General features: G+C 48.1%; 16 protein-coding genes. 8 read left to right on the forward strand and 8 right to left on the reverse strand.

Annotated elements, in window-relative coordinates; genetic code table 11:
• Window positions 1-49: 49 nt before the first annotated feature.
• The 6 genes from GWR21_RS29830 to GWR21_RS29855 all read right to left on the reverse strand — a co-directional run bounded on the left by GWR21_RS29830 (window position 50) and on the right by GWR21_RS29855 (window position 11,769).
• Entirely contained in the window at window positions 50-2,650 is a 2,601-nt protein-coding gene (locus GWR21_RS29830; protein WP_162335340.1) for a S9 family peptidase, read from the reverse strand.
• A complete protein-coding gene (locus tag GWR21_RS31785; RefSeq protein WP_317165765.1) occupies window positions 2,650-4,647 on the reverse strand; it encodes a TlpA family protein disulfide reductase in 1,998 nt (665 codons plus the stop codon). Before GWR21_RS31785 ends, GWR21_RS29830 begins: the two co-directional genes overlap by 1 nt.
• Before the next feature lie 120 nt (window positions 4,648-4,767).
• Complete coding sequence (locus tag GWR21_RS29840) at window positions 4,768-6,126, reverse strand: RagB/SusD family nutrient uptake outer membrane protein (RefSeq protein ID WP_162335341.1); 1,359 nt, start codon at window positions 6,124-6,126, stop codon at window positions 4,768-4,770.
• Window positions 6,127-6,137: 11 nt separating this feature from the next.
• Window positions 6,138-9,692 (reverse strand): SusC/RagA family TonB-linked outer membrane protein, encoded by a 3,555-nt coding sequence (locus GWR21_RS29845; RefSeq protein ID WP_162335342.1) that lies wholly within the window; start codon window positions 9,690-9,692, stop codon window positions 6,138-6,140.
• 223 nt (window positions 9,693-9,915) lie between these two features.
• Window positions 9,916-11,073: a FecR family protein gene (locus GWR21_RS29850; protein ID WP_162335343.1), complete on the reverse strand. Its 1,158-nt coding sequence runs from the start codon at window positions 11,071-11,073 to the stop codon at window positions 9,916-9,918.
• Between the two features lie 75 nt (window positions 11,074-11,148).
• Window positions 11,149-11,769 carry an RNA polymerase sigma factor gene (locus GWR21_RS29855; protein WP_162335344.1) on the reverse strand — a complete coding sequence of 207 codons (621 nt, stop codon included), beginning with the start codon at window positions 11,767-11,769 and terminating at the stop codon, window positions 11,149-11,151.
• Window positions 11,770-12,060: 291 nt separating this feature from the next.
• Here GWR21_RS29855 and GWR21_RS29860 point away from each other — a divergent pair, with 291 nt between their 5' ends.
• Entirely contained in the window at window positions 12,061-13,302 is a 1,242-nt protein-coding gene (locus tag GWR21_RS29860; protein ID WP_162335345.1) for a PQQ-dependent sugar dehydrogenase, read from the forward strand.
• 166 nt (window positions 13,303-13,468) lie between these two features.
• Here GWR21_RS29860 and GWR21_RS29865 read toward each other — a convergent pair whose 3' ends face one another.
• Window positions 13,469-14,020 carry a lipocalin family protein gene (locus GWR21_RS29865; RefSeq protein ID WP_162335346.1) on the reverse strand — a complete coding sequence of 184 codons (552 nt, stop codon included), beginning with the start codon at window positions 14,018-14,020 and terminating at the stop codon, window positions 13,469-13,471.
• Between the two features lie 120 nt (window positions 14,021-14,140).
• On the opposite strand from GWR21_RS29865, the gene GWR21_RS29870 reads away from it, so the two are divergent.
• Together GWR21_RS29870 and GWR21_RS29875 are read left to right on the forward strand one after the other, a co-directional pair.
• The gene (locus GWR21_RS29870; RefSeq protein ID WP_162335347.1) at window positions 14,141-15,190 is read left to right on the forward strand and encodes a sensor histidine kinase; all 1,050 of its coding nucleotides are present in this window, start codon (window positions 14,141-14,143) and stop codon (window positions 15,188-15,190) included.
• On the forward strand, window positions 15,165-15,926 hold the full coding sequence (locus tag GWR21_RS29875) for a LytR/AlgR family response regulator transcription factor (protein ID WP_162335348.1): 762 nt from the start codon (window positions 15,165-15,167) through the stop codon (window positions 15,924-15,926). The genes GWR21_RS29870 and GWR21_RS29875 overlap by 26 nt, the downstream gene beginning before the upstream one ends.
• Before the next feature lie 416 nt (window positions 15,927-16,342).
• Here the strand turns inward: GWR21_RS29875 and GWR21_RS29880 are convergent, their stop codons facing one another.
• A complete protein-coding gene (locus GWR21_RS29880) occupies window positions 16,343-16,807 on the reverse strand; it encodes a MarR family winged helix-turn-helix transcriptional regulator (RefSeq protein ID WP_162335349.1) in 465 nt (154 codons plus the stop codon).
• Between the two features lie 154 nt (window positions 16,808-16,961).
• Between GWR21_RS29880 and GWR21_RS29885 the strand changes: the two genes are divergently transcribed.
• From GWR21_RS29885 to GWR21_RS29905, 5 genes are all read left to right on the forward strand, one after another.
• Window positions 16,962-18,005, forward strand: coding sequence for an HlyD family secretion protein (locus GWR21_RS29885; RefSeq protein ID WP_162335350.1), 1,044 nt, complete (start codon window positions 16,962-16,964; stop codon window positions 18,003-18,005).
• Window positions 18,006-18,023: 18 nt separating this feature from the next.
• Entirely contained in the window at window positions 18,024-19,601 is a 1,578-nt protein-coding gene (locus tag GWR21_RS29890) for a DHA2 family efflux MFS transporter permease subunit (protein ID WP_162335351.1), read from the forward strand.
• A gap of 21 nt (window positions 19,602-19,622) precedes the next feature.
• Window positions 19,623-20,912 carry a TolC family protein gene (locus GWR21_RS29895; RefSeq protein WP_162335352.1) on the forward strand — a complete coding sequence of 430 codons (1,290 nt, stop codon included), beginning with the start codon at window positions 19,623-19,625 and terminating at the stop codon, window positions 20,910-20,912.
• Window positions 20,913-21,176: 264 nt separating this feature from the next.
• The gene (locus GWR21_RS29900) at window positions 21,177-23,384 is read left to right on the forward strand and encodes a peptidase domain-containing ABC transporter (protein WP_162335353.1); all 2,208 of its coding nucleotides are present in this window, start codon (window positions 21,177-21,179) and stop codon (window positions 23,382-23,384) included.
• A 31-nt stretch (window positions 23,385-23,415) separates the two neighbouring features.
• Entirely contained in the window at window positions 23,416-25,980 is a 2,565-nt protein-coding gene (locus GWR21_RS29905) for a lantibiotic dehydratase (protein WP_162335354.1), read from the forward strand.
• Window positions 25,981-25,982: the final 2 nt, after the last annotated feature.

The following is a 25,982-nucleotide window of genomic DNA, read 5'->3' on the forward strand; positions in this document are numbered from 1 at the left end:
TTGTACTCGATAGTTGGCAGCCGTTATGTATTATGCTTATGAAAAAAAATCAATAGTCGTATTTCTGGTCTACATTGCGTTCATCTACACTGATCCCTTCCTTCATCCATCTTGGCATTGGCTTGCCTTTCAGGTAGTGGTCGAAGAACTGCCCCATACGGAGTGTCCAGTCCTGCTGTGCTTCCAATGAGCCCAGCGAGTGGTTCTCCCCTTTATAGTTGAGCAACCAGGCCGGCCTGCCCAGTCTGCGCATCGCAATGAACATATCCAGGCCCTGTGTGAAGGCGACAGCACCGTCTTTGTCGTTATGGAAGATCAGCAGTGGTGTCTGTATCTTATCTGCGTTGAAGATAGGAGAGCTTTGGATGAACTCTTCTCTGCCAGTCCACAGTGTTTTACCGATACGGCTTTGCTCTACTTCGTATTTGAACAGGCAGGGCGCTCCGTTCTGGCGGATTGCGAAATAGTTATAGGTTGCATTGGATACACCTGCACCTGCATTTACACAAGTGAAGATGTTGGTGCGTGTTACCAGGTAATATACCTGGAAGCCGGACCAGCTATGTCCCTGTAAGCCTATCCTGTTCTTATCAGCTACCCCTCTTCTGATCATTTCTTCTGTACCACTTACAACAGCATTATAGGTGCTTTCACCAGGAAACCCGATTTTGTAATGAATGTCAGGACGGAACACTACATAGCCATTGCTGACATAAGTTGGAATATCAATGGTGCTGGTACTGTATTCAGGAGCAAAGTATTTATGCAGTTCACCGCTATGTGTTTCATAGAAGTCTACGATCATCGGGTAGGTCTTCGTGCTGTCATACCCTTCTGGCACATACAGCACTCCCTGGTTCTGTTTCCCTTCATAATTTTTCCATTCTACCAGTTTCGCCGTACCCCAGGTATATTTTTGTTGTTGCGGATTGGCATCTGTGAGGCGTTGTTCCTTTTTGAAACCAGTCTTGCTGAACCACAGGTCGGGGAAGGTGTGGAAGTTCTGTTTGAAGTACACGAAACTACTGCCGTCGCCGGATATAGCACCTACACTTACCGAGTAACCCGGGTTATCGGTGAGCAGTGTAACTCCTTTACCTGCAGTCAGCTGATATACGCCAGCCGACTTGGTCCGCTCGTTGAAGCTCTGCAGGTACATTGACTTTGTCAGGTCCACATGACTGATGAACGGAGTAGACATCCATCTGAGTGTTACCTGGTGTGCGCGGCCATAGCCATTCGTAATACAGCGGACAGCCTGTTTGCCTTCCAGGTTGATCGCCCAGATATCATATCTGTCATAGACCAGTGCGGTATTACCATTGTCCGTCCATCCTGCAAGACCATAGGAATGAGCCAGGGACGGATGATCATGTTCTTCATCGTATAGTGCCTGACCTATCTGTCCGGAGATCGCTTTGAATACACCAGCCTGCGGGTCGAGTACCTGCCATTCTTTCTTTTCCTGGTTGAAGATCACGGCATATTTACCGTTAGGGCTCCAGATCGGATTCTCTCCGCAGTCCTTTGCCAGCAACCTGCGTTCACCGGTGTGTACATTCACCAGGTAGATGTCGGCATTGGTATCATATTTCCAGTCGACCATCGGGACATAAGGTTTGCTATCCGCGATGAAGGCGTAGTCATAATTTTCCGCCTCTGGTGCGAGTAGCCGGCCTGCTTTTTCCGGTGCCACTTCCACGACTTTCTTTTCGGCTATATGATAGATGAACTGAGCATCGTCCATCTGCGTGCCGTTATATACACCTTTGCGCTGGCGGCGCTGGGAGACAGGTTCGTTCCATGTCCAGAGTTCCAGTTCGAAGCCGGTATTGGCAGGTCTTTGCATTTTGGGCTGCTTACCGTTATAAGCTACTTCCAGCAATACATGTTCAGCGTTGGCTGAAATGTCATATGTCTTTGGCCGGATGGTGTATCCGGCGGGCGCCGGAATATCTTTATAATCCAGCAGCAGGGTATGTTTACCCGTCTTCAGGGAGAAGGCATAAAGTGCCGATCCTGAGAGGAAAGTGCCCTCCTGTGTTTCCTTGCGGAAAGTAAAATCACTGACCGTACCCTCAAAAACCGGTTTGGCTGTTCCCTTTAATGGTCCTGCCATCAGCTGGTCTTTCTGGAGGAACAGGATAGCGCGGTCATTATCATAGAGGGAGAATTTGGCGGTGCCATTGAGTACCAGGCTGTCCTGTGTATCGACGTTGTACAGGAAAGCGTTAGCTGCACCATTCTGCCAGTTGGTGTAGGACATCCACGGAGAGGAGGCACTGGTCAGGATATAGCCGCTTTTCATCCAGGGCAGTTGTTTGCCGTCTTTCAGGCGAGTCAGCAGGATGGAGGACTGGCCATTTTTGTTCTGGCCATATTTCATCCATTTACCTGCATTGAAGAACTCCGGATTGTCAGCGTCTTCCAGTTTAATGGTCTTGCCGCTGCCTGTGTTCACAAGGTACCGGGTACTTACTTCATTCTCTGTGATGCTGTAGACCGCCCATGTGCCATCGTAAGAGACCGCGGGGCTGGCTACCTGGTTCCATTCCCTGTAGTTAGCCGTATCGAGCGACCGGCGTTGCGACATGGCGGGCTGTATAGCAATACAACCCACCATGGCAGTTAACAAAATAAATTTCCGCATTACTTTTCTGCTTTTAATATTTCAATTACGTAAGTCAGTTCGTCATATAATTTGCTTGGGCTACCCTGGTACCCTTCCGCTGTATAGCGTATTACGCCGTTTTTAACCACTACTTTCCTTGGGATCGCGGATGACTTGAAGATGGGTGTCATCGATCCGAATACGCCCCTGTTGTTACCTGTTTTGCTATCTGTTTCATCGAAGAGTACATTAAAACGATAGCCGGAAGATTTGATATATTTCTTCACTTCGTTTTTGTACTCCTTGTCATTTTCCTCTATAGAGATAAAATAGAATCCTACACCATGGTCGGTCGCGTATTTGTCTACCGCCATCTGCATACCAGGGAAAGCCATTTTGCAGGGGCCGCACCAGGTGGCCCAGAAGTCCAGTACCACGATCTTATCTTTCCAGTCAGCACTATTGACAGTTTTACCATCCATGTCTTTCAGACGGAAAGCTTTATAGGGAATATTGATCAGTGCCGCTTTTATTTCTTCTTTTGTTTTGGCAATGTCTTCAGCCGATTTGAGTGACTCTATATATTTCTCGAAGCCATCAGCATTCCCCTTTCTTTCTACATACAGCTTTTTCAGCTGTTCGATCATTTCAGGAGAGGCTGCATTGGTGCTGATACACATTTCGAGTGTAGGTAGCAGCATTTTTTTGTTGCCGGTGTTCTCCAGGATAGTCAGTCTGGCTTCGTTCAGCTTAACGTTGCTGTATCTGGCGGCTTCAGACAGTTGAGCGAGGTAGGGAGTTGCTTCGCTGTATTTACCCATTTTGGTTAGTAAACGGATGTGTATCATCAACTTAGAGTCCAGTTGCTTTATGGCGTTGTCTCTGGCCTGTCTGGGCGTGTAGCGTGTGCCTTCCTGGTAAGACAGGTCATTAACTTTCTGCGACATTGCATCTATGTAGGCTTTAGAGATAGGGTAAAGCTGTTCCAGCGGTACCAGTTTCAACCCAAAAGCTTTAAAGATGTTACCATGGTAGATCTCGTTCAGTGTAGCGAAGTTCAGTTCAGGTATCAGTGCCAGGAATTTGTCAAACATGCCCTTGTCGAAATACAGGGTAGCCAGTGCTCTGTAAGTGTTCAGGTATATGAAGTTTTGTGTTACCTGTCCATCTTTTCGATATGCTGCGACCGGGAAGTCCTGCAGGAATTTTTCCAGCCTGGCGATCTTTTCTTCGGGTGCAGTGTTGGGAGTAGCTGCGGCATTGTACGCGTCAAAGCGCATTACCCTGCCGTGGGGGAATTTCCGGATAATGACCTGCTTTACGGAATCTGCTTTCTGTGCGTCTTTTATTTTGAATCGGTAGGTGTCCCAGATAAGCTGGTAGCCAGCTTCACCGATGTCTGGCATTTGTCCGAAGCGTTCCAGATTGCGTGGCGCTACTGCTGCAAACTCGTCTCCTTTTGACACCTGGAGCATAGCCAGGTAGCTGTCGAAGAACTTTGGCATGTTCTGCGGGAAGTCTTTCATCTCTTTTCTCACCCACATTTCCAGTGCTTCATCACTGATATTGAATTTTTCGAAGTATCCTTCTGGTGCGAGGTGTGCAGATGGTCTGCGGAAAATGCCCCAGGCGAGTACGCTACCAGGCAGTTTTGCACCTTCCTTATTTACGGTAGTCGCTACATATCCGAAGTCATTATTGTTATCGGCCAGGTTCACAAAGCCATTTTCTTCTGTCACAAATTTGATGGCAACGAATGCACAGTTGGCCGGTATGCCATACTTACCATCCCATGTGCCTTTGTGCCGGCTGAGTGTAATATCGTCGGCTACCCAGTGATAATCATTGAACATATAGATGATGCCCTGTATGTTCTCTTTCCCCTCCAGGGGCCCGCCGGCAGGATTGTAGCTGAGCCTTATCGTGTCTCCTGCTACCGGTGTGCCGAGTCCTTTTAACCTTACGCTGTCTGTCTGGCTGTATGCCTGGCAGGAGATGCCAAGGGATATCGCCAGTGCGCTCATCCATTTAGTCATGATATTTGTTTGATTTGCAAGGCATGGCCCCGAGAACGACCGTACTGTGACAACGGTCGTTCCCTCCGGGCAGCCTCAGGTGATTGTGGGTTATGGTTATGGTTGGTTTGTGATTGAAACTTATGGATTCTGCTCAATCTCAGGATTCAGGAGAATGTATTTCTGTCCGATCGGATACACGTAGCGGTTGCTGTTGGGTTCCAGTGTATAATCAACACCTTTGAACCGGCGTGTAACTGTAGCGGCGAAAGCAGCATCTTTGTTTAAGCGTTTCTGGTCCAGCCACCTTAAGCCGGTGCCGAAGAACTCTCTCCTGCGTTCATTGACCACGCTGTTCAGTGCATCTGCAGCGGTACCTGCCTGCAGGGCGGTATAGTCTGCCGCAGCGAAACGTTTTTCTCTCAGTGTATTCAGCAGGTCGATCGCGGTGTTCACATCATTCTCCCTGGCAGCACATTCTGCTTTTACCAGCATCATTTCCGCTACGGTGGGCCCGTTGGCAATGGCATTACCTTCACGGCTGTATCTGTAACGCCAGTAGCCATAGCCCGTGAAAGCCGGGAAGAAGCTGGCGCCCGGTCTTACAAATAAAGTGTAGCGCAGGTCTTTGTCACCCAGCAGGGATAACAACGCCGTATCCAGCTGGATACCCTGGAAGGTGAAACCATTCACGATCTTGGAGAAGATGACTTCCTTATCATTTAGTCGGTAAGGGAAAGCGGCAATATTGGTAGTATACTGACGCAGATCAAGGATGTCGGACTGAATGGAGAGGCTCAGATCCGCATAGTGCTTTGCATTGGCGAAGTCGCGCATGCCGAGATAGGTGCGGGCCAGTATCGCATAGGCGGCTGATTTTGCCGGACGGGTATTATAGTCCGGTAAGTCAGGCAGCGCCGGTATCGCTTCTTTCACATCACTGATGATCTGGTTATATACTGTTGCCACGCTGGCTCTTTTCAGACTGGCAAACAAATCTGGTGTCAGCAGCAATGGTACACCAGGATCAGTTGCTGCGGTGGCTGCATCATACTGTTTTGCATACAGACTTACCAGGCACCAGTAGCTATATGCACGGTGTACGAGTGCTTCCGCATACAATTGCTTTTTATCGTCTTCCGTACCTTTTTCACTGGTCAGCACGCCATTCATGACCTCGTTACAGGTATAGATGATCTTGTATAGCTTCTCCCAGTCTACATCTCCCTGAATGTCCGACCAGTATTGTGGTTGCCAGGTATATGCATTGGCATTGATGTCCGTGAGCCCTACCTGTTTGGAGGAGTCCAGCAGGCGGGTGTCATCGCCTGAATAGATCGACAGACTGATGCCGCCCTCCATAATATTGTTGTTGTCCAGTATGGCGCGGTAGTCACTGGTATATTTAAAGGTACGGGTACCTATCTGATCGATCTCTACGTATTTACGGCAACCGGTTACAACCAGTAAGGCCGCCATAAGATATATTACTCTTTTCATGTTGGTCACTGTTAGAATGATACATTGATGTTGAACAGGTAGCTGGTCACCGGTGGCATACTGTAATAGTTTGCGCTGGCGTTGAGGTACTCAGGGTCATAGCCCTCCTTGTTCTTTGTCCAGATCAGCCCGAGGTTGCGTGCGCTGCCGCTCACAGACAGGCTTCTGAAGACACCCTTTGGTAATATACCTGCCGGGAAGTTGTATGCCAGCGATATCTGTTGAAGACGGATATTATCAGCGCTTCTTACCAGTTTATCGGAGAACCTGTAACGGGTGATGCTGTTAAAGTTGACATTGCTCAGGCCTGGTACATCTGTAAATGCCTCATCACCTGGTTTGCGCCATCTGTGGGCAAGTGCTTCCTGTCTTCCGACAACACCATAGTAATCACCACTGAACATCGGATAGTTATTAATGGAGGGTGCCAGGAATTTATGTCCGAAGTAATAAGTCATTTGTACACCCAGTTCAAAGCCCTTAAAGCGGAAGGTATTAAAGAATCCACCGTGATAAGGTGCTGAGGTCTGACCTACATATTTAACATCGTGGATGTCGAAAGCAGAGGTCAACTGCGTGGTGCTTTCAATGATCTTGTCATTCCTGTCATAGATGCGTGTTTGTCCGGTCTCCGGGTTCAGTCCTGCGGACCTGTACACGAACATTGCACCAACCGGATAGCCATTCAGTATGGTGCTACCCATCACGATGGTAGAAGCGAGTGTGGTATTAAACCGGGAATCAGTCACTTTTACCTTACCGTACGCAAAGTTGAAGGTGGATGTGATCCCCCAGTTTTTGTGATCAGCGATCTTCGCGGTTATACCTGTTTCAATACCATGACTTCTCATCGTACCGGTGTTATAGCTCAGGGATGACCATCCGTAGGTAGGGTTGAACGGGAAAGTGGCCAGGATCCCTTCACTTTTCTTCTGATAAGCATCTACATTGGCCGAGATCCGGTTATTCAGCACGGCAATATCGATACCCAGGTTGGTGGTACGGGTGAGTTCCCATCCCAGTTGCTGGTTAGCCGGATTCTGGATGCTGGCTATAGGCAGTTGCGTGCTCGGATCGGTCATATTCAGTGTAATGACTGGTACATTGCTACCACCCAGCGGAACAGAGCCTCCTGTACCATAGGTAGCCCTCAGGGCGAGGTTGGTCAGCCACACGAATGACTGCATAAAGTCTTCCTGCTGAGCGGCCCATTTGACACCAGCTGACCAGAAAGGTTTAGCGCGTTTGCTGCGATCCAGTCCGAGCAGGGTATAGTCGTCAAAGCGCATACTACCGCTGAGGTTATACCGGTTTTTATAGGTGTATCCGGCATTGCCAAAGTAAGAGAGATAACGGTTACGTTGTTCTGATATACCCGTCTGGTTGGTGCCCAGGGTGGTTGTCCAGCCGTACATGGTCATGAACGGAGTGGTCGGATTGACGGTAGCGAAGCTATTCGCCGCCGGGTCGTATCCATATCTGACACTACCATAGCTCTGTGCATAGGTTTGTCTGATCTCAGTACCGGCGATCGCTGTCACCTGGTGATCGGTGTTGAACGAATAGTTGATATTCAGCATGCCCCGCAGGTTGTAATCCCAGGCATTGATATCCGTAAGTGTCACGGTACCACCGTAAGGCACATTGTATACCGGTTTGCGTGTAGCGGGTGAGATAACGGTACCGGTATTGACGATCGTCCTGGCAGCATAACTTTCCAGCTGGTTACTGGTATTCATGTTGGAGATGTTCCGCTGGTACATTCCGGAGACGTCCAGGTTCATCCAGTTGGTCAGCTTCACGTTCAGACCTGTGTTCAGGCGGATGATATTGAGCATGGTGGTGGTATTGCCATACTGCAGTTCATCCACTGGGCTGTAGGTAAATGGTAAATAGCCCAGTTTTACGAGGCTGTCATTTACCTCGGGACGCATGGTAATGCTGCGTCTTATTGGCTGGTTATTGGCATCTACCACCATATCATAAGGACGGAGGGAGGTAAGTGATTGTCCCATGGCTTCTACGGCCGCGATGTTGGCAACACTTTTTGCGTACTGGTAGTTAAAGCCTGTTCTCAGTTTTACGCGTTTGTTAAACAGGTCATTGGTGAAATTACCGGTCAGGATCGTGTTCTGGGCACTGTTGCTCCGGTAGATAGGCAGGTCTTTGTTGAAGTTGGCCGAAATATAATAAGTGTTATTGTCACCACCACCAGATACGGACAGGTTGTGTTGCTGATTAATAGCCGTGCGCAGCAGATATTTGCGGATCTGTGACTGATTATTTCTCTGTCCGATCGCTGCGAGTGCTGCGTCCGCTTCTGCCTGTGTAGCCGTACCGCGTTTTACTTTGAACAGCCATTCGATGACTTCACTCGGATTATTATTTTGTAAAGGGAAATACCAGGGCAGTGTGGTATTGTCAGTAAAGAATCCTTTGTCGTACATCTCTCTTTCCAGGTCTACATATTCAGCAGCGCTCATCCAGCGGAGTTTAGAGAAGGAGGGCGGCTTTGATACGCCCAGTGTGGACGAGAGACTGATGGTCGGCGCTCCTTTTTTACCTTTCCTGGTTTCGATGACGATCACACCATTTGCACCGCGGGAACCCCATATAGAGGTGGCTACCGCATCTTTGAGGAAGGTGATCTGTTCAATATCGTTCGGGTTAAGCGTAGAGAGCACGGAACCATTGGATGACTGCACGCTACCCAGTGTGGTCAGGTTCTGCTGATCAGTATTGGGAGCGATCAGTGGAAATCCGTCAATAACGATCAGCGGTGCGGTATTCACACTGTATGTGTTGATCGTGCGGATCTGTATCCTGTTGGCCCGGATGTCAAACCGTACGCCTGGTACTTTTCCTTCCAGTTTCGCCAGTATATTGGGTGCAGGCACGTCCTGCAGCTCTTCGGCAGTGATGACGTTATAGGCACCGGTAGCGCGTTCTTTGGAGATCGTCTGGTAACCGGTAGATACCTTAACATTAATTTCATCGATATTGATAGTGGCACGTTTCAGCCGGATGGTCAGATCGGTGCTGTTGGAGATCTTCACTTCCTGCGTCTGATACCCTACGTAGCTGATGATCAGCACATCGCCGACATTCACGGTAATCACGAAACGGCCGTCCTGCTGATTGATGATAGAGCGTTCCGTGCCTTTTACCTTCACGGTAGCGCCGTATAGTACATTTTCATTGTCATCGAGCACAATACCCTGGACGAACACTGCATTAACAGCACCGGGCTGCTCTTCCTTAACGGGTGAAGACGCCTTTTTGCTTACGAAGATGGTCTGCTCGCGGATCAGGTATTGCAGTGGCTGATCTTTGAATATAATGGTCAGAAATTCGGTCAGCGGCATGTTGGCAGCACTGACATTCACTGTAGGCGCCTCTTTCAGTAAACGGAGGTCGCAGAACACATGATAACCCGTCTGGGAGCGGATGGTTTCGAACGTTTTCTCCAGGGGAATATTCCTGCCGGAGAGCGTAACGGACTGAGAGACTCCTTTTGCACTGGCCCCCATCAATGCAACGGTCAGTAATAAGATGGTTAGTTTCATCACTAACATGATTTTGGTTGATAACCGGCTGCCACTGCGCCGTCTCGCGGGCATGGCATGGCCTGTCCGGTTACAAGAAGCAATTTTTTGCATAACTTGCAATTGGTTAGGTTGATTTGAAAAACAGTTTTCCGAAATAATTGTCTATCGTCCACCCTGACTAACAGGCCGCTCTGACTCCTACCTCAGAGCGGCTTTTGTATAGGGATAAAACTCATTGTTCTTACGGCAGTACGATCAGTTTTCTGCCTTCTATACGAAAATTCACACCTGACAATTTCAATCCTTCCAGCACCTGTGAAAGGCTCAGGTTCCTGCCTATTTCTCCGTAGAACCTGATATCCGGAACATTCTTTTCATATATGACTTCTATATCGTACCATCTTGTCAGTTGTCTCATAACTTCTCCGACGCCCATACCGTCGAAGTTAAAAATGCCGTCTTTCCAGGCGGTTACCTGTCCTGTGTTAATCTCATTGTTCACCTGTATTGTCTCTCTTATCGCGGCCTGTTGTCCTGGTTTCAGCACCGCGCTTCCGCCTGTTGTGTTCACTCTGATACTGCCTGTCAGTAAGGTGGTCCTGATGCTGGACTCGTCTGTATAGGCATTGATATTAAAGTCAGTACCGAGTACTTCTATCGTGGCTTTATTGTCTATTTTCACCCTGAAAGGTTGTTGTGCGTTGGGTGTTATTTCAAAATAGGCCTCCCCGCTGATCTCGACTGTCCTGTCTGTGCCGGTGAAGGCGGTCGGATATTTCAGCATACTGGCTGCATTGAGCCAAACTTTAGAACCGTCAGGCAGTACGAGCCTGAATTGTCTTGCTATTGGTGTACGAATGGTGTTGTAGCTGGCGGTGGATGCGCCGGCGGCATCATAGGTCAGGCTGCCGCTCTGTAATATTACCCGGCTACCATGCTGGTTGCTGATCTGGCCATTGCCAAGACTGTCAAGTGTGATCTGGCTGCCATCGGCCAGGGTCAGAATAGCGCCGTTGCTGCCGGGCGCTATATCCTGTCCTGGCTTGTTCACTGCTATATCCTGTTTTGCGGCAGGACGTTTTAATATTGTCCAGGTACCTGCTGCCAGTACGAGCACGGCTGCTGCTGCTGCCCACCACAGGCGGGAAAGCTTTCTGACCGGCGCACCCTGTTCTTTGTTGTCGAGGGCGGTTAGCCGGCTGTTCAGCTGTGTAAGGAATGCCGGACTGGCTTCTTCATATACAAGTGGCTGTCCGCCGTCGGATGCCCGTTGCAGCAGGTTATGAAATTCATCGGCGCTCACATTGTAATACCAGGAGAAGAAGTCGGTGGCTTCCTGGTCCGTCAATGTGCGGTCCATATATCTTTTTAATAATAGTATCTTTTGGTCGTCGGTCATATAGGTCTATATACTACAGACGAACACCTGTCAGATTTGTATACGCTCCGGAGAAAGTTTTTTTTCTTTGGCTGATCATTTGCCTCTTAACCACAACAGGAAAAGGAGGGATACCATACCGCCGTGCTGCTCCAGGATGGATTTCAAGGCATGAAAGGCGGCATAATAATGTTTTTTGACAGTCACTACTGCCATATCATATTTATCGGCAATTTCCTCAAAACTGAGCCCTTCTTCTGTCCTTGACAGGAAGATGTCCCTTTTCTTCGGGTCCAGTTCATTGATGGCCCGGATGGCCAGGTCATGCAGTTCTTTATAGACTAACGGTCCTTCGCCGCTGGTTGCTTCCGTAGCGGCACGCTGAGCGATGGTGTCAATGGCTTTCAGATGGACTTTCTTCCGCCTGAGCTGATCAAATAACAGATTTCTGGCAATCCTGAATGCATAGTTCTCGAACGATTTCACCAGTAACAGCTTCTCACGGGTCTTCCAGATCCGGAGGAAAGTTTCCTGTAACAGTTCGTCGGTTTCGTCCCGGTCCTGCGTAATAAATGTGATGGCTACCTGTAAGAAAGGGTAGTAGTGTGTATATAACTGTCCATAAGCATCCCGGTCGCCTGCTGCGGCTGCTCGTACTAAATTATTTTCATTGTCCGGTAGTACGCGTTGAAATGGTAGATGTTCCCTTTGCGTCAATAAAATAAGCGAATATCTCGCAAGATAAGGAATCAAAACTGGCTTTTCTAGTTCATTTTCCGGAAAGTCATCTGATGAGGGAAGATCGCTCCAACAGGATATTTTATATATTCCTTTTATATTTCACTAATTTCAGGCGTTGGATTGGGGGAGCTTGACAAGTATATGAAAACAGGCCAGTGTCTGTTATCGTAACGTTACCCACGCTGCATGCGGACTATTTAAAAACAGTGTCAGCTGATACACCGGCTTGCAGACACCAATCCGGATTATTTAACTATATTGATCTTTATGAAAAAATCACTTCAGGCAATTATTGCCGGAACGTCTTTCGTTCTCGCATCCTGCGGCGCTCCTTCGGGGCAACATACCGGTGCTGACAGTACTGCTACTGCAGATACCTCACTGGGTCCCGTGGAAACTAAAAATCCTAATACTGATTACAAACCGGCATTCCCCGGTCAAACCCGTGTGAATGGGGTGAAGACAACGACTCCCTATGAAGGGACCGTCCTGTCCGACAGCCTGGAAAATCCCTGGGGGATCACCTCTTTACCTGACGGCCGACTGCTGATCACGGAGAAGAAGGGCGTCCTGCGTATTGCTACTATCAGCGGACAATTAAGCCAGCCTATTACGGGTTTACCTAAAGTAAATCCTGACGGACAGGGTGGACTGCTTGGTATCAGGGTAGACCCTGACTTCCAGACTAACCGGATGGTATACTGGGTATTCTCTGAACCACGCCCGGATGGTAACCTGACGGCTGTTGCCAAAGGTAAACTCTCCGCTGATGAGAAAACTATTGAAGGCGCTACCGTGATCTACAGAGCTACGCCTGCCTTCAAAGGCACGCTGCACTATGGTGGAAGGATCGTTTTTGATAAAGAAGGCAACCTTGTTGTAAGTACAGGTGAACGCTCTGATCTGCAGACACGTCCGCAGGCGCAGCAACTGAGCTCTGCCTTGGGTAAGGTACTCCGTATCACCAAAGAGGGTAAACCAGCTGCGGGCAATCCATTTGCTGGTCAGGCAGATGCCCGTCCTGAAATATACAGCTACGGCCACCGTAACGTACAGGGACTGGCCTTCAATCCTGCAACCGGTGATCTGTGGGAAACTGAATTCGGTCCCAGAGGCGGCGATGAACTTAACCGCATCGAGCCAGGTAAGAACTATGGCTGGCCAACCATTACCTATGGTATAGAATACAAGGGCGATAAAGTTGGCGACGGTATCCAGCAGAAAGAAGGTCTGGAGCAACCTGTTTACTATTGGGACCCTGTGTTATCACCCAGTGGTATCACCTTCTATTCCGGTAAAGGCATCCCTGAGTGGAAGAACAACCTGTTCATTTGTGGTCTGAGCAGCATTCACATCGCCAGGATCGTGATCGAGAATAATAAAGTGGTAGGTGAAGAAATGCTGTTACTGAAAGAAGAACAGCGCTTCAGAGATATCACAGAAGGAGCTGATGGGGTGTTGTATGCGGTGACGGATAATGGAAGGCTGTATAGTATTCACAAGAAGTAATGATAAATCAGGAATAGGAAGTTAATATTATAACTGCCTTACTATTGATAAACAGGGGTGTTTCTACATGAAGCACCCCTGTTTGCTTAAAGGTTTTTTTCGCCTTTTTTAGCGGTTGGCGATAGGCATCTTTTCCTGTTATCGGGCCGGCTCAGTTCCTGATTCTTCATTCCTGATCACCATCATGTTCGCACCACACTAATGCATCTGTATCATAACCGATCTCCCTGGCCTTCGCCAGATAGCTTTCCTTCACATGATCAGGGATTGTCGTTTCCCTGGAAAGGATCCACATATATTTAAGATTATTTCCGGCGATCAATGCGTATTTATATTCTCTGTCAATGGCAATGACGTTATACCCGGCATAGAATGGTCCAAAAAAAGAAACTTTTAATCTGCCCATGTCCTCCTCTCTGGCAAATTTAGCTTTCCCGATACTTTCCTTCCACTTGTTCTTTGTGTAATCGTAGCCACGGTTATCGACCCGGATAGCCCCATCTTTCCGCAGACTGTAAGTAGCTGTCACGTTATTCAGGTCTTCTTCATACTTATAGTCCAGGCGGGCTATCTCATACCATTTACCAAGAAACTTGTCGACATAGAAGGGTCTTACAGCTACTGCACCTTTGGGGATGGTGACAGCAGTAGCGGTACTCAGCATCAGCAGACCGGCGCCCGCCAGCAGGGCTACGTGGACTTTATGTATTTTGACCATATTCGGTGGGTTTGAGGTATATAATCAAAATATATGCCTTTCCGACGCTTCGGGTACTGTTTTGTCCGTTTGGTAGTGCCGGCAATCATCCAGACCTGAAATTTGCCCTAACTTTAAACAATGAAAATGACTCCGCTGGTCAGGGAACTGATACGATATTGCTGGGTACTGGCCTTTATTGCTGCGGCATCGGCAGTCGTGTTCATGGTTGTTTTCAGACTGGGAGACGGTTTGCGCTGGGAAGTCATGGCCATGACGGGTTTACGGTCGCTGATCTCCGGATTTGCCAATGTCGCATTGATCTTACTGTTAAGGAAATGGTGTCCAACGCAAACTACCCACCAGGAGCGGACAACCAGGTATATACTCGGATACGTTCTTTCTTTTGTTTTGTTTACGCTGACCGTTCCACTGGAGTCTGTACTGCATCCGTCAAAAATCCATCCGGCATTGCTGGACCGGCTCCCCGGATTACTGGTAGTAAGTATATGGAATAATAGTCTTGTCATTGTCACACATAATCTCGTGATCCTACGTTTTGAAAAAGAAAATGCTGAACTGGAAAATTCCAGGTTGAAGGCTGCCAATCTTGAATCAGCCAACCTGCTGCTAAAACAGCAGATACATCCTCACTTTCTCTTTAATGCACTCAGCATGCTGAAAAGTCTGTATAAAACAGATGTGCCTTCAGGAGAGGCCTACCTGTCCCATCTCGTAAACTTTCTGCGTGCTTCATTATCAGAGCCTCAGTCACGTGTGACCCGCCTGGCTGATGAAATGAAGCTCTGTGAGGACTATCTTGAAATGCAGCGTATCCGTTTTGAAGATGCGATGACCTGTCATATCGATATCCCGAAAGAAGTATTGTCAGATGGTTTTGTGCCTTCCTTTTCAGTACAGTCACTCCTGGAAAATGCGATCAAACATAACGAAGCGACAGAGGCCTCACCACTGTTGATCAGGGTGTTTTACAGAGACGGATGGATCGTTACCGAGAATAACCTGCAGATCAGGAAATACATCGACGCACCCAGTGGTAAGGGGTTGATCAACCTGATAGAAAGATACCGGATCCTTACGGGCGACGATGTGATCATTTCCCAGGAACAACATACATTTGCGGTAAGCATTAAAGTGTTGAGCAATGAAGGTAGTGATCATCGAGGATGAAAAAGTAACAGCAAGAGATCTTGCTCAGACCATCACACAATTGTTTCCGCAGATAACCATAGAGAAGATCCTTGCTACGGTAAAGGACAGCATCAGCTATCTGAGTACAGACAGGACTGCTGACCTTATCTTTTCAGATATTCAGCTGGGCGATGGATTGAGCTTCGAGATCTTCGCGACTGTCGAAATAGATATCCCTGTGATATTCTGCACGGCATACGACGAGTATGCGCTGCATGCATTTAAGGCGAACGGATTTGACTATATTCTTAAGCCTTTTACAAACGAATCCGTCTCCGCAGCGATCAATAAATACATTGCTTTCCGTGGCAAGATCGCTGAACATGTTATTCCCTATAAGGCGCTGGAACAGTTGTTCACCAGTAAAAAGTCAGCAGATGCAGGCGCCGTACTCGTGTACCAGAAGGACCGTATTGTACCGGTAGCGCTGCCTGACATTGCCTATTTTTATCTGAAGAACGGTGTTGTGAACCTGATGACGTTTGAACATAAACACTATGTTGTCAATAAAACAATGGACGACATTGGTAAGATCACCGAATCGCTGTTCTTTCGTGCCAACAGACAATTCCTTGTTAACAGAAAGGCAGTAGTAGACGCCTCGAGTTCCCTGTCCCGTAAACTCACCCTTTCTCTTTCCGTACCCGTGCCGGAAACGGTGACTATCAGCCGTGAGAAGATGCCGCAATTCCTGGAGTGGCTTACACAGCGTTGACACCAGAACATCCCTATCAGACACCTCAGCCCGTAAATTGGCTGTTTCAATATGCTTTCACTCGTCCGCCTGGCTGTATATGCAGATATTTGCGTGTAACAGTAGTGTATACATTACTGTTGCATGCACTAGGTTACAGTTAAGGTAACCGCTAAGGAATAAACACACACTCAATTTTGTAACAGAAGATCAAACATGGCGGCGTACTCCTGCGCCGCCTTTTGTTTGTGTCCCGGCGATTCACGGTGTAGTTTCCGGGCATATTGATTGCTGTGACACGTATCATGTCTGGCTGCTTTCTATCAGTATTAACTGTTGTCGTATAAATCAGTCCATAGGTTTCCATGGCTGGACTGCATCTCCGTTTTCCGGTAAATCTCCTGAGACGTCAGTGATCTTCACCCTCGATACTGGCTTTACGGCAACCCCTGTTCATGCAGGGTAATGATCTCTTTCAACACTTCCATCGCAGTCTGATATCGTTCACGTCCGACGGTTTTCATATACTGCTTCCATAAGAGGATCGCTTCATTCGCTACAAGGTCCTGAAATTTCTGTCCCTCTTCTGTCAGGAACAGTTTCACGGAGCGGCCATCACTGTCGCTTTTTTCGCCCCTTACCATACCCGATGCCTCCAGCTCCCGAACGATCCTGCTGGCAGCCTGTTTGGTCACCCGCATCTTCTCTGCGATCTCATTATTGGAAATACCCTCACTGCCGATATTCATAAAAAAAGGCATGTAGGTCATGTTAAAATCACCATATCCCAGCTGCGCCACATTCCTGCTGCCCCAGTCATCCATCGCTCTTTTTAGGATATAAAGTGTCGCAAACAAGTTGTCTTCTCTGTCTGGTATTCTAATTTTTCCTTTTGTAGCCATACGCGAAAATAATCCTTTTTCCCTGTATAGTCCCTGTTTCAGGGCCGATTCCCGCCTCCTAATAAAAATAATCCAAAGAAAAAAATGGTAAATAGTGTTTACTATATAGTCAACACTGTTTACTTTTGTAACGAAAAAATAATTCAATACAGGAATGACACAGGAAAAAACGCAGCCATCTAAAAATCCGGTAAAGTTTATTGTACTGGGCGTAGCCGGAATAGCAGTCCTCTATTTTGGCGGAAAGAAGATGATTCACGCATATACACACGAAAGCACTGATAATGCGCAGATTGAAAGCAACGCCATTCCTGTATTAAGCAGGGTAGGCGGCTATATTGATACGTTCACCTTACAGGATTATCAGTCCGTGAAGAACGGAGAACTGTTGCTGACCATCGATGATAAAGAATACAAGATCGCTGTGCAGCAGGCTGAGGCTGACCTTGCTGCCGCAAAGGCGGATCTCATCTTTGCTGAAGCGCAGATCACCAATATCGGCTCTAACAAAGACGTGGCATCCGCAGGTGTCAGCGTGGAACAGGTGAACCTGGAAAAGGCCACCCGTGACCTGAAAAGAGACCAGGCATTGTTCAATGACGGCTCCATCACACAGCATCAGCTGGACAACAGCCAGTCTGCCTATAAAATAGCGCTCAGTCAGCTGGAATCTTCCAAAACGAGGGTTACCCAGGTAGTTACCCAGAACGGTACGGCCAATGCCCAGATAGAAAGGGCAAAAGCCAATGTAGCAGTGAAAGAAGCAGCCCTGGAAGCAGCTAAGCTGAAACTCTCCTATACACACGTCATTGCACCAGTGGCTGGCAGGATCGGGAAGACCAATCTGCAGAAAGGACAACTGGTACAACCTGGTCAGCAACTCTTCAGTGTCGTGAACAATGAACGTTACTGGATCGTCGCCAACTTCAAGGAAACACAGCTGGAAAAGATGAAGATAGGTCAGATGGTGAAGGTGGAAGTAGATGGTTATCCTGACAGGGAGATCACGGGTAAGATCACTGAATTCAGCGCAGCGACCGGTGCGAAATTTTCCCTGCTGCCGCCTGATAATGCCACCGGCAACTTTGTAAAGGTGACCCAGCGTGTACCTGTTAGAATTGAACTGGACCATGCAGAAGAACTGAAAGGTATGCTGAAAGCGGGTCTGAGTGTGACGGTGGATGTACAAGTTGATTAAGGCCTAAATAATTCCGGTATGGCGGTAAATAAATTTACACGGGCGATCATTGTGATCACCACTATTTCGGCGGCGATCATGGAGCTGATAGATACCTCCATCATCAACGTTGCACTCAATAATATCAGTGGTAACCTGGGGGCTACACTGGAAGATACATCCTGGGTGGTGACTGCCTATGCAATTGCCAATGTGATCGTCATTCCGATGACCGGATTCCTCAGCCGCTACTTTGGCAGAAAGAATTACTATCTGACATCGATCATCCTATTCACCCTCGCCTCTTATATGTGCGGCTCGTCCTCTTCTTTGTGGATGCTGGTCTTCTGGCGTTTCGTACAGGGTGTAGGCGGTGGTGCCTTGCTCTCTGTCTCACAGGGTATTCTGTTTGATGCCTTCGATCCTGCTGAAAAAGGAAAGGCGTCCGGTATGTTTGGGATGGGTATTGTAATAGGGCCTACCATTGGTCCGATACTGGGTGGTTACATCGTTGACAATTACGCGTGGCCGCTCATCTTCGATATTAATATTCCTTTCGGGATCGTAGCGTCCCTGCTTACCTGGAAATTTATTGATAAAAAGGAAGAGGAGTACAACATCGACAGGAAATCCATTCCTATTGATTATGTGGGTATACTCGCGCTCGCGGCAGGTATAGGTGCATTACAGTATATGCTTGAAAAAGGACAATCGGACGACTGGTTTGAAGATAGCACTATCCGTATCATGACAGCGGTGGCTGTCATCGGGCTGGGGTCCTTTGTCTGGTGGGAACTCAAAACAAAGTCGCCGATCATCAACCTCCGGGTGCTGAAAAGCAGAAACCTGATAGGCAGTAATGTCCTCACATTTGTATGTGGTTTCGGCCTGTTTGGATCCGTCTATCTGTTTCCGCTGATGGTACAGCGTGTCATGGGATATACCCCGACAGAATCGGGTATGTCGATGATCCCGGGTGCACTGGTAACCATTATGGTGATGCCGTTCATCGGGGTATCATTAGGTAAAGGGGTATCACCTATGTTCTTTGTGGTGACCGGTTTCGGTTTGTTCATCCTGCATGGATATACCAGTGCGCAGGCAGCACCGGATGCGAATAAATGGTGGTTTATGTATACGCAGATATTCCGTGGAGTAGGAACAGCCTGTCTGACGGTACCGTTGTTAAGCCAGGCCGTCGTCGGACTGAAACCGCAGGACATGGCCTATGGTATATCGCTGAATAATATGTTCCGGCAGATAGGTGGTGCTTTCGGTATCGCTATCATGAATACCTATTCCACACAGCGTTTTGCGGTACACCGTTCTGACCTGGTGTCCAATCTGCAGGGAAACAATGCACTGATGCATGAAAGAGTGGGAGGCATTGCGCAGGGCCTGATCAGTAAAGGCGTGAATCCTTTGGCAGCCAACACAGAAGGAGCCTGGTCCGGTCTTGACCATGCCATCAGCAACCAGGCTCAGATGCTGGCCTACCTGGACGGGTTCTTACTGGTAAGTGTCTTCTTCGTCTGTACGATCCCGTTCATGTTATTACTGAAAACGGAAAAGATGGATGCAGCAACAAGAGCGAGAATTGCTGCAGAAGCGCATTGATCTTATTTTAAAAATTACATCATGAGAAAAATAATTATCACGTCGCTTTTATCGCTGGTGGCTTTCAGTAGCCAGGCGCAGCAGGCGAACGGCGATCTGAAAGAACTGATCAACAGATCCTTTACTTATTTCCCACGGTTCAGTGAACTGGAGCAGTCGGTAAAGACACAGGAAGAACGGGTGACGTTAAGCAGATCCTATGGCTTGCCGAATGTCGCCGGCAGTGCAGGTTACCGCTATTCGCATCCGGTATCAGAGATGACGATACCAATCAACGGAGAGCTGAACACCTTCAAGATCATGCCTAACAGTAATTATAATACAGGAGTGAATGTCAGTTATGTATTATGGGACTTTGGTGTGGTAAAAGCGAATGTGGAGAGTGCCAAACGTGCGGTGCAGTATGCGAAGGATAACATTGAATATAATAAGTCGCAGATGGCTTACCAGGTAGCGGTGGTGTATTACCAGATCGTTTATCTGCAAAAGGCTATCGCAATACAGGACAGTGTACTGGCCTTCCTGAAAGCGAATAAGGAAGATACAGAAGTGAAGCTGAAGCATGGCGATGCCTTGAAGTATGATGTGTTGTCTATACAATCTACTATTGATCAGGAGAACAATACGCGCATTGACCTGGAAAATTCACTGGCAAAGCAGTATAATCTGTTGCAGTATACAACAGGTGTGAATGTATCTGACGGACAGGCATTCGATTTCCCACCGGCTACCGAAAATAAAGAAGGGGCGTTCATACTTGCACAGCAGAATAACCTGGAATATACGCTGCTGAAAGACCGGGTCAGTCAGTCGGAAGCAGGACTCGAAATCAGTAAGAAAGCAGGGCTGCCATCACTCACTGCGAATGCCAGTACCGGCTTCGCCAATGGTTATATGCCTGATCTGAACCAGTTCCGTTATAACTATGCTGCGGGCGTGACGCTGAGTGTACCCATCTACCAGGGAGCAAGGGCCCGTAAGCAACGGCAGCTGGCAATGAGTGAACTGAAGGAGTCGCAGCTGGCCATGGCCACATTGAACAATATTATACAGAACGATATCAAACAGGCATATACAGACATTGAAAGTAATCAGTCCAGGTTGGTCAACGCAAGGCAGCAGGTAGAAGAAGCAAAAGAGGCACAGAAATTAGCGCAGAGCAGATACAGGAATGGCACAGGTACCAACCTGGAACTGACAAATGCGAGTACGAATGTACAACGGGCAGAAAGATCGACATTACAGTATACTTATCAGCTTTGTCTCGCGCGGCTGGCATTGGCGAGCGTGTTAGGGACAAAGTACTGGTAAATTTTAACAGTTGTAGGTTTAGGTACGGGCGTTTCAGTTCTCTGAGATGCCCTTTTTGTAATCAGGCATGGGGAATCAGGAATCAGGTATTTTCTATCATGCGGTACTGCTACAGGGAATGAGCGTACTGCCCAATTTTGATCGGGAGTGCTCTCTTTTATTAATAGTCTATCAGGATACCTGCTTCCTAATGCTTAGTCCCTAATTTCTAATGAAAGGAAATGAAACGTTGTTTCATATTCTATTTTTACATAGATTGCAACAATGTTTCAATTCCTGTCTTCCAGGAAGTCGTTCCCGTTCTTTAGGCAGGCTGACGCGATGGATTGCGGACCTACGTGTCTGCAGATGATCGCTGCCTGGCATGGGAAGACCTATCCTTTGCAATACCTGCGTAGCAAATGTAAGATCAGCCGGCAGGGTGTCACCTTTGCCGACCTGATAGCGGCTGGTGAACAGCTGGGGTTTAATAGTCTGTCGGCAGAACTGCCCTTCGATGTGCTGGCCGTCAAAGCCCCGTTGCCCTGTATCCTTCATTGGGACCGGCAGCATTTTGTTGTCCTTTACCGGGTGACCAGGCATATGGCCTATATTGCTGATCCGGCATTGGGACACAGTGTGCGGTATACTGTACCTGAGTTGCTGGAGGCCTGGCAGATAGCCGGAAAGCCCGGAGTAGGACGGGCGCTGTTCCTGGAACCACAACCGTCCTTTTATACCGCAGCGAATGTTCCGGCGCCAACGGCCACATTAAAGACATTACTGCCTTACTTAACCCGCCATAGAAAGCAGTTGATACCGGTGGGCATTAGTTTGCTGATAGCGGCTGTATTGTCCTTTTTTACGCCTTTATTGACAGAAGCTGTCGTTGATCGTGGCATCAATCAGCGGGACGTTCCTGTATTGCTCCTGATATGCCTGGGACAGCTGGCATTATTCCTCGGAAAACTGATGGCAGATTTCTTTCGCGCGCGTGTACTACTGACAATGGGGGCACAGATGAGCATTATGATGCTGGAAGCTTTCCTGTTGAAGCTCATGCGACTGCCTTTTTCTTTTTTTGATAACAGGCAGGCGGGCGATAATATGCAACGCGTCACCGACAATCAACGGGTGGAAGATTTTCTGACCACCTCCGCAGTGACCTTTGTGATGTCACTGATGATAGTACTGGTGATGGGTGGAACATTACTGTACTACAACTGGCTGATCTTCCTCCTGTTTGCTGCAGGGGCCACGGCCGGTATTGTATGGACAGGCGCCTTTGCGGAAAGACGCGGCCGGCTGGACCAGAAGCGGTTCAGGGTATTATCGGCGAATCAGGATACCCTGCTGGAGATCTTTTCTGCTTTCCAGGAGATCAGGCTGACAGGAAGTGAACAACTGAAAATAGGACAATGGACGGATCTGCAGCAAAAGTCTTTTGCGGTGAAACTGGAAAGTCTGAAGCTGGACCAGTTCATCCAGGGTACCGGATTATTCATCAACGAAACCCGGAACCTGGTCATTACCTGTTTTACAGCGATACTGGTAGTGCAGGGACAGCTTACATTAGGGGAAATGCTGGCGATCACTTTTATCTGCGGACAACTCAATACGCCCGTCGCACAACTGGCCGATTTTATACGGGCCATGCAGAACACGAAATTCAGTCTGCAACGTATTGCAGAGGTACATCATGAGGATGATGAGGACCCGGTACAGTCAGATACAACCGCTCCATACATGGGCGGGAGAGATCTCCGCCTTTCCAATGTATTCTTTCAGTACGGTAACAAATACGCTCCTGTTGTATTGAACAATATTGCGCTGACCATACCGGCCGGAAAGATGACGGCCATTGTCGGCATGAGCGGGAGCGGGAAGACCACCTTACTGAAATTGTTATTGAAATTCTATCAGCCTTCTGCGGGAGAGATCTTTGCAGATGACCAGTCATTCACCGACATTACAGCTGCCGCATGGAGAGCGAACTGCGGCGCCGTAATGCAGGATGGATATGTATTCCGTGATACGATCGCCAATAATGTTTTCGGAGGTGCTGATGACAGAAATCATGACCGCATGGTCGCCGCCTGCAAGATGGCCAACATCCATACGTTCTTTGCTGCCATGCCTTTCGGCTATGATACCATGATCGGGAAGGATGGCTACGGTTTAAGTGAAGGCCAGACACAACGCCTGCTCATAGCGCGTCTCATCTACCGCGATCCTCCCTATATTTTTCTGGATGAAGCGACCAACTCACTGGACGCCAGCAATGAACGGTCTATTATTAATAATCTAAACGGGTTCTTTCATGGAAAGACGGTTGTGGTAGTCGCACATCGGCTTAGTACGGTGCGACATGCAGATCAGATACTGGTAATGGATAAAGGGCGTATCGTCGAATCGGGTACACATGAGACATTGACGGCTGCCGGTGGCGCTTATTACGGGCTTATTAAGAACCAGCTTGAACTGGGTAAGTAGAAATTTTTGTTACACCTGAAAATACCTTCCTATGGCACTCAGAATATTTCCGCATGTGCTGATACGCTATGCGGGCATGCCACTCCATGTATTGCATACGGCCGCGTTGCCGGATATGGAAAAGAACATCCGTGCTGTTGCACAATGGGAAACGCAGCTGCGCCAGCAGAAGAACGCTGTTTGTGAATTACTATATACTGCCATTAACCGGGAGACCGATGGCAGGAAAAGGCAGCAACTCCTGCAGTTGAAGCGTAATATCTTTAATGACAAACTTCTGGCAGTGCTATCAGCCGAAATGCCTCATGAGGTACAGGTGTACCTGCAGCAGATGAAAGATCGGGAGAAAAGCATACAACAATGGCAGCAGGACATTCATACAAATATCATTGCCGCCAGGGAGGCATTGCAGCAGTATGTTCAAACGGAGTCATTGCGCAGGGGTATTTTGTTATCAAGCCCGGTGTTGTATGAACAGCTGAATAATTTTGCGGCAGCGGATAGCCGGCAGTTCAAAAGCCGCGAGCTTAAGAATGAATATAGCCTATTGCGGTATCTCAGTCGTATGGCGGCAAAAACCTCTCCGTTCAGCACCTTCACCTACATCGGTAATGGGCAGTTGGTAAAGCAGGTTGACAAGACAGATGCGGGGCAGGTGCACAGCAGCATACGACTACATAATGGATTGTTCAGCTATCTCCGGTTACTAATGGTGCATCATCCCGTGCTGAATGAAACAGTCCTGCTAAAATTAAATGTGACTGCAACGCTGGAGCGCGATGAGTTGCATTTCCTGGTGAACTACTTTAATGTGGAGGCTTTCCAGCGACTGCCGGCCAGGAACCTGCCGCTATGGTTGTTCCATTATCTGAAGGATCATAATGCGGTGGTGAATATCGGTCAGCTGACGGATCATCTGTGCACACAGATAGCAGACACAGACAGGACGGTGATCAAATCGTTTCTGTTGAAATGTGTGCTGAACGGATTGCTGGAGCCATCTATTGGCTGCTCGGGTATCGATCCCGAATGGGACAGGCAACTCCTCTCATTCCTGTCGCCATATACAACAGTGCCGGAGGTAAGTCGGGTACATACAACCTTAACTGAGCTACAGCTGATCAGGGAAGCCTATGCTATTGCTGATGCCAATAGAAGGCGTCAACTATTGCAGCAGGCATCTGTTATGCTGAATGAACTCTTTCATGGGTTACAGCAAGAGGCCGGACTACCGGATGAAATGCCTGTTGAAGAAGGCGCTTTCCGGTTATTTCGCTTTCAGGCCCGCCGGTTCCTGCCGCAGGATATATTTTATGAGGATACCTACACGAAGCAGTCCGGTAGTTTATCCGCAGAAAAAGTGGCTACGTTCATGGAGGAAATTAGCCAGCTGTGTGGACTGCTGCGCCCATTAGATGCATTACAGGAAGAACGGGAACACATGCGGACCTTCTTCCTGCAACAGTATGATACAGGAACAACCATACCGGTCATACAGTTCTATCATGATTATTACCGGTTTGAGAAGAAGCCTGCCGCCGGCCAGGGGCCAAAGAAAGAGGTCCCCCCGATCATTTTGCCGGAGACATTACAAACAACCCTGGATAATGACACCGTTCATATTAACGCAGGAAATGAAATGGTGTTATCAGCTACTAATGCGGGAGGCGTGTTTGCACAGTTCTATCAGGAGGGTGGGCAATTGCAGGGTGTTGTAAATGCCTTGTTACCAGGTATGGGAAAAGTAGCAGGACGTTTCCTGCACTTGCTGACACCGTCAGTGACAGAAACGTTCAAAATATGGAATGAGCAGTTGCATGTAGAGAAGCTGCTGCTGGAACTCAATGATGGGTCGGTGTTCAATGCAAATATACATCCACCATTGTTATCGTACGAGGTATGTATGCCCGGCGGCAATAATATATATGCACCGGAAGCGCAGGTCGCCTTACAGGAGATAGTGGTGCGTTATAATCAGGCGGATGATGCCTTGGAACTATTTCATATTAAGCAGCAAAGAGTCGTGTATGCGTATGATCTGAGCCTTGAGTCTTTTTATAACCGCTCTCATTTTTACCGGTTACTGGCACATTTCAATGAAGAGCAACGGGTTCCCGTGAGAGGCCTGATCAGCGCCATTGACCGGCAATACATGGACAGCTTTTCTCCGGATGATGATATACAGGTACGTCCGCGTATACGTTTTGGAAAACAGGTGATATTGAGGCGCAAGGGATGGTTACTGAAGACATCCGGCATACCTGTTTGCGGACAGGAGGAGTCGAACGCGGCTTATATCATACGGTTAAATATGTGGAGAGTGCAGCATGGACTGCCTGAGCAGTGTTTTTTATTCCTGCAATCGCCTTACATACCTGTGTCTGTCGCGTCGCAAAATAAATTACAGCGGGATGATTACAAGCCACAGTATATGAGTTTCGGTCATCCTTTGCTGGTACTGTTGTTCAGGAAACTGCTTTCGCGGGCAGGGGAATGGTGTTACCTGGAAGAAATGTTGCCCGCAGCTGCACATGTAGATGCAACCGGGGAAGATGGTATTGTGAAGGAGTATCTATTACACTGGTATAACTGGTAGCG

Source organism: Chitinophaga agri, assembly GCF_010093065.1.
In the GTDB taxonomy this organism is placed as follows: domain Bacteria; phylum Bacteroidota; class Bacteroidia; order Chitinophagales; family Chitinophagaceae; genus Chitinophaga; species Chitinophaga agri.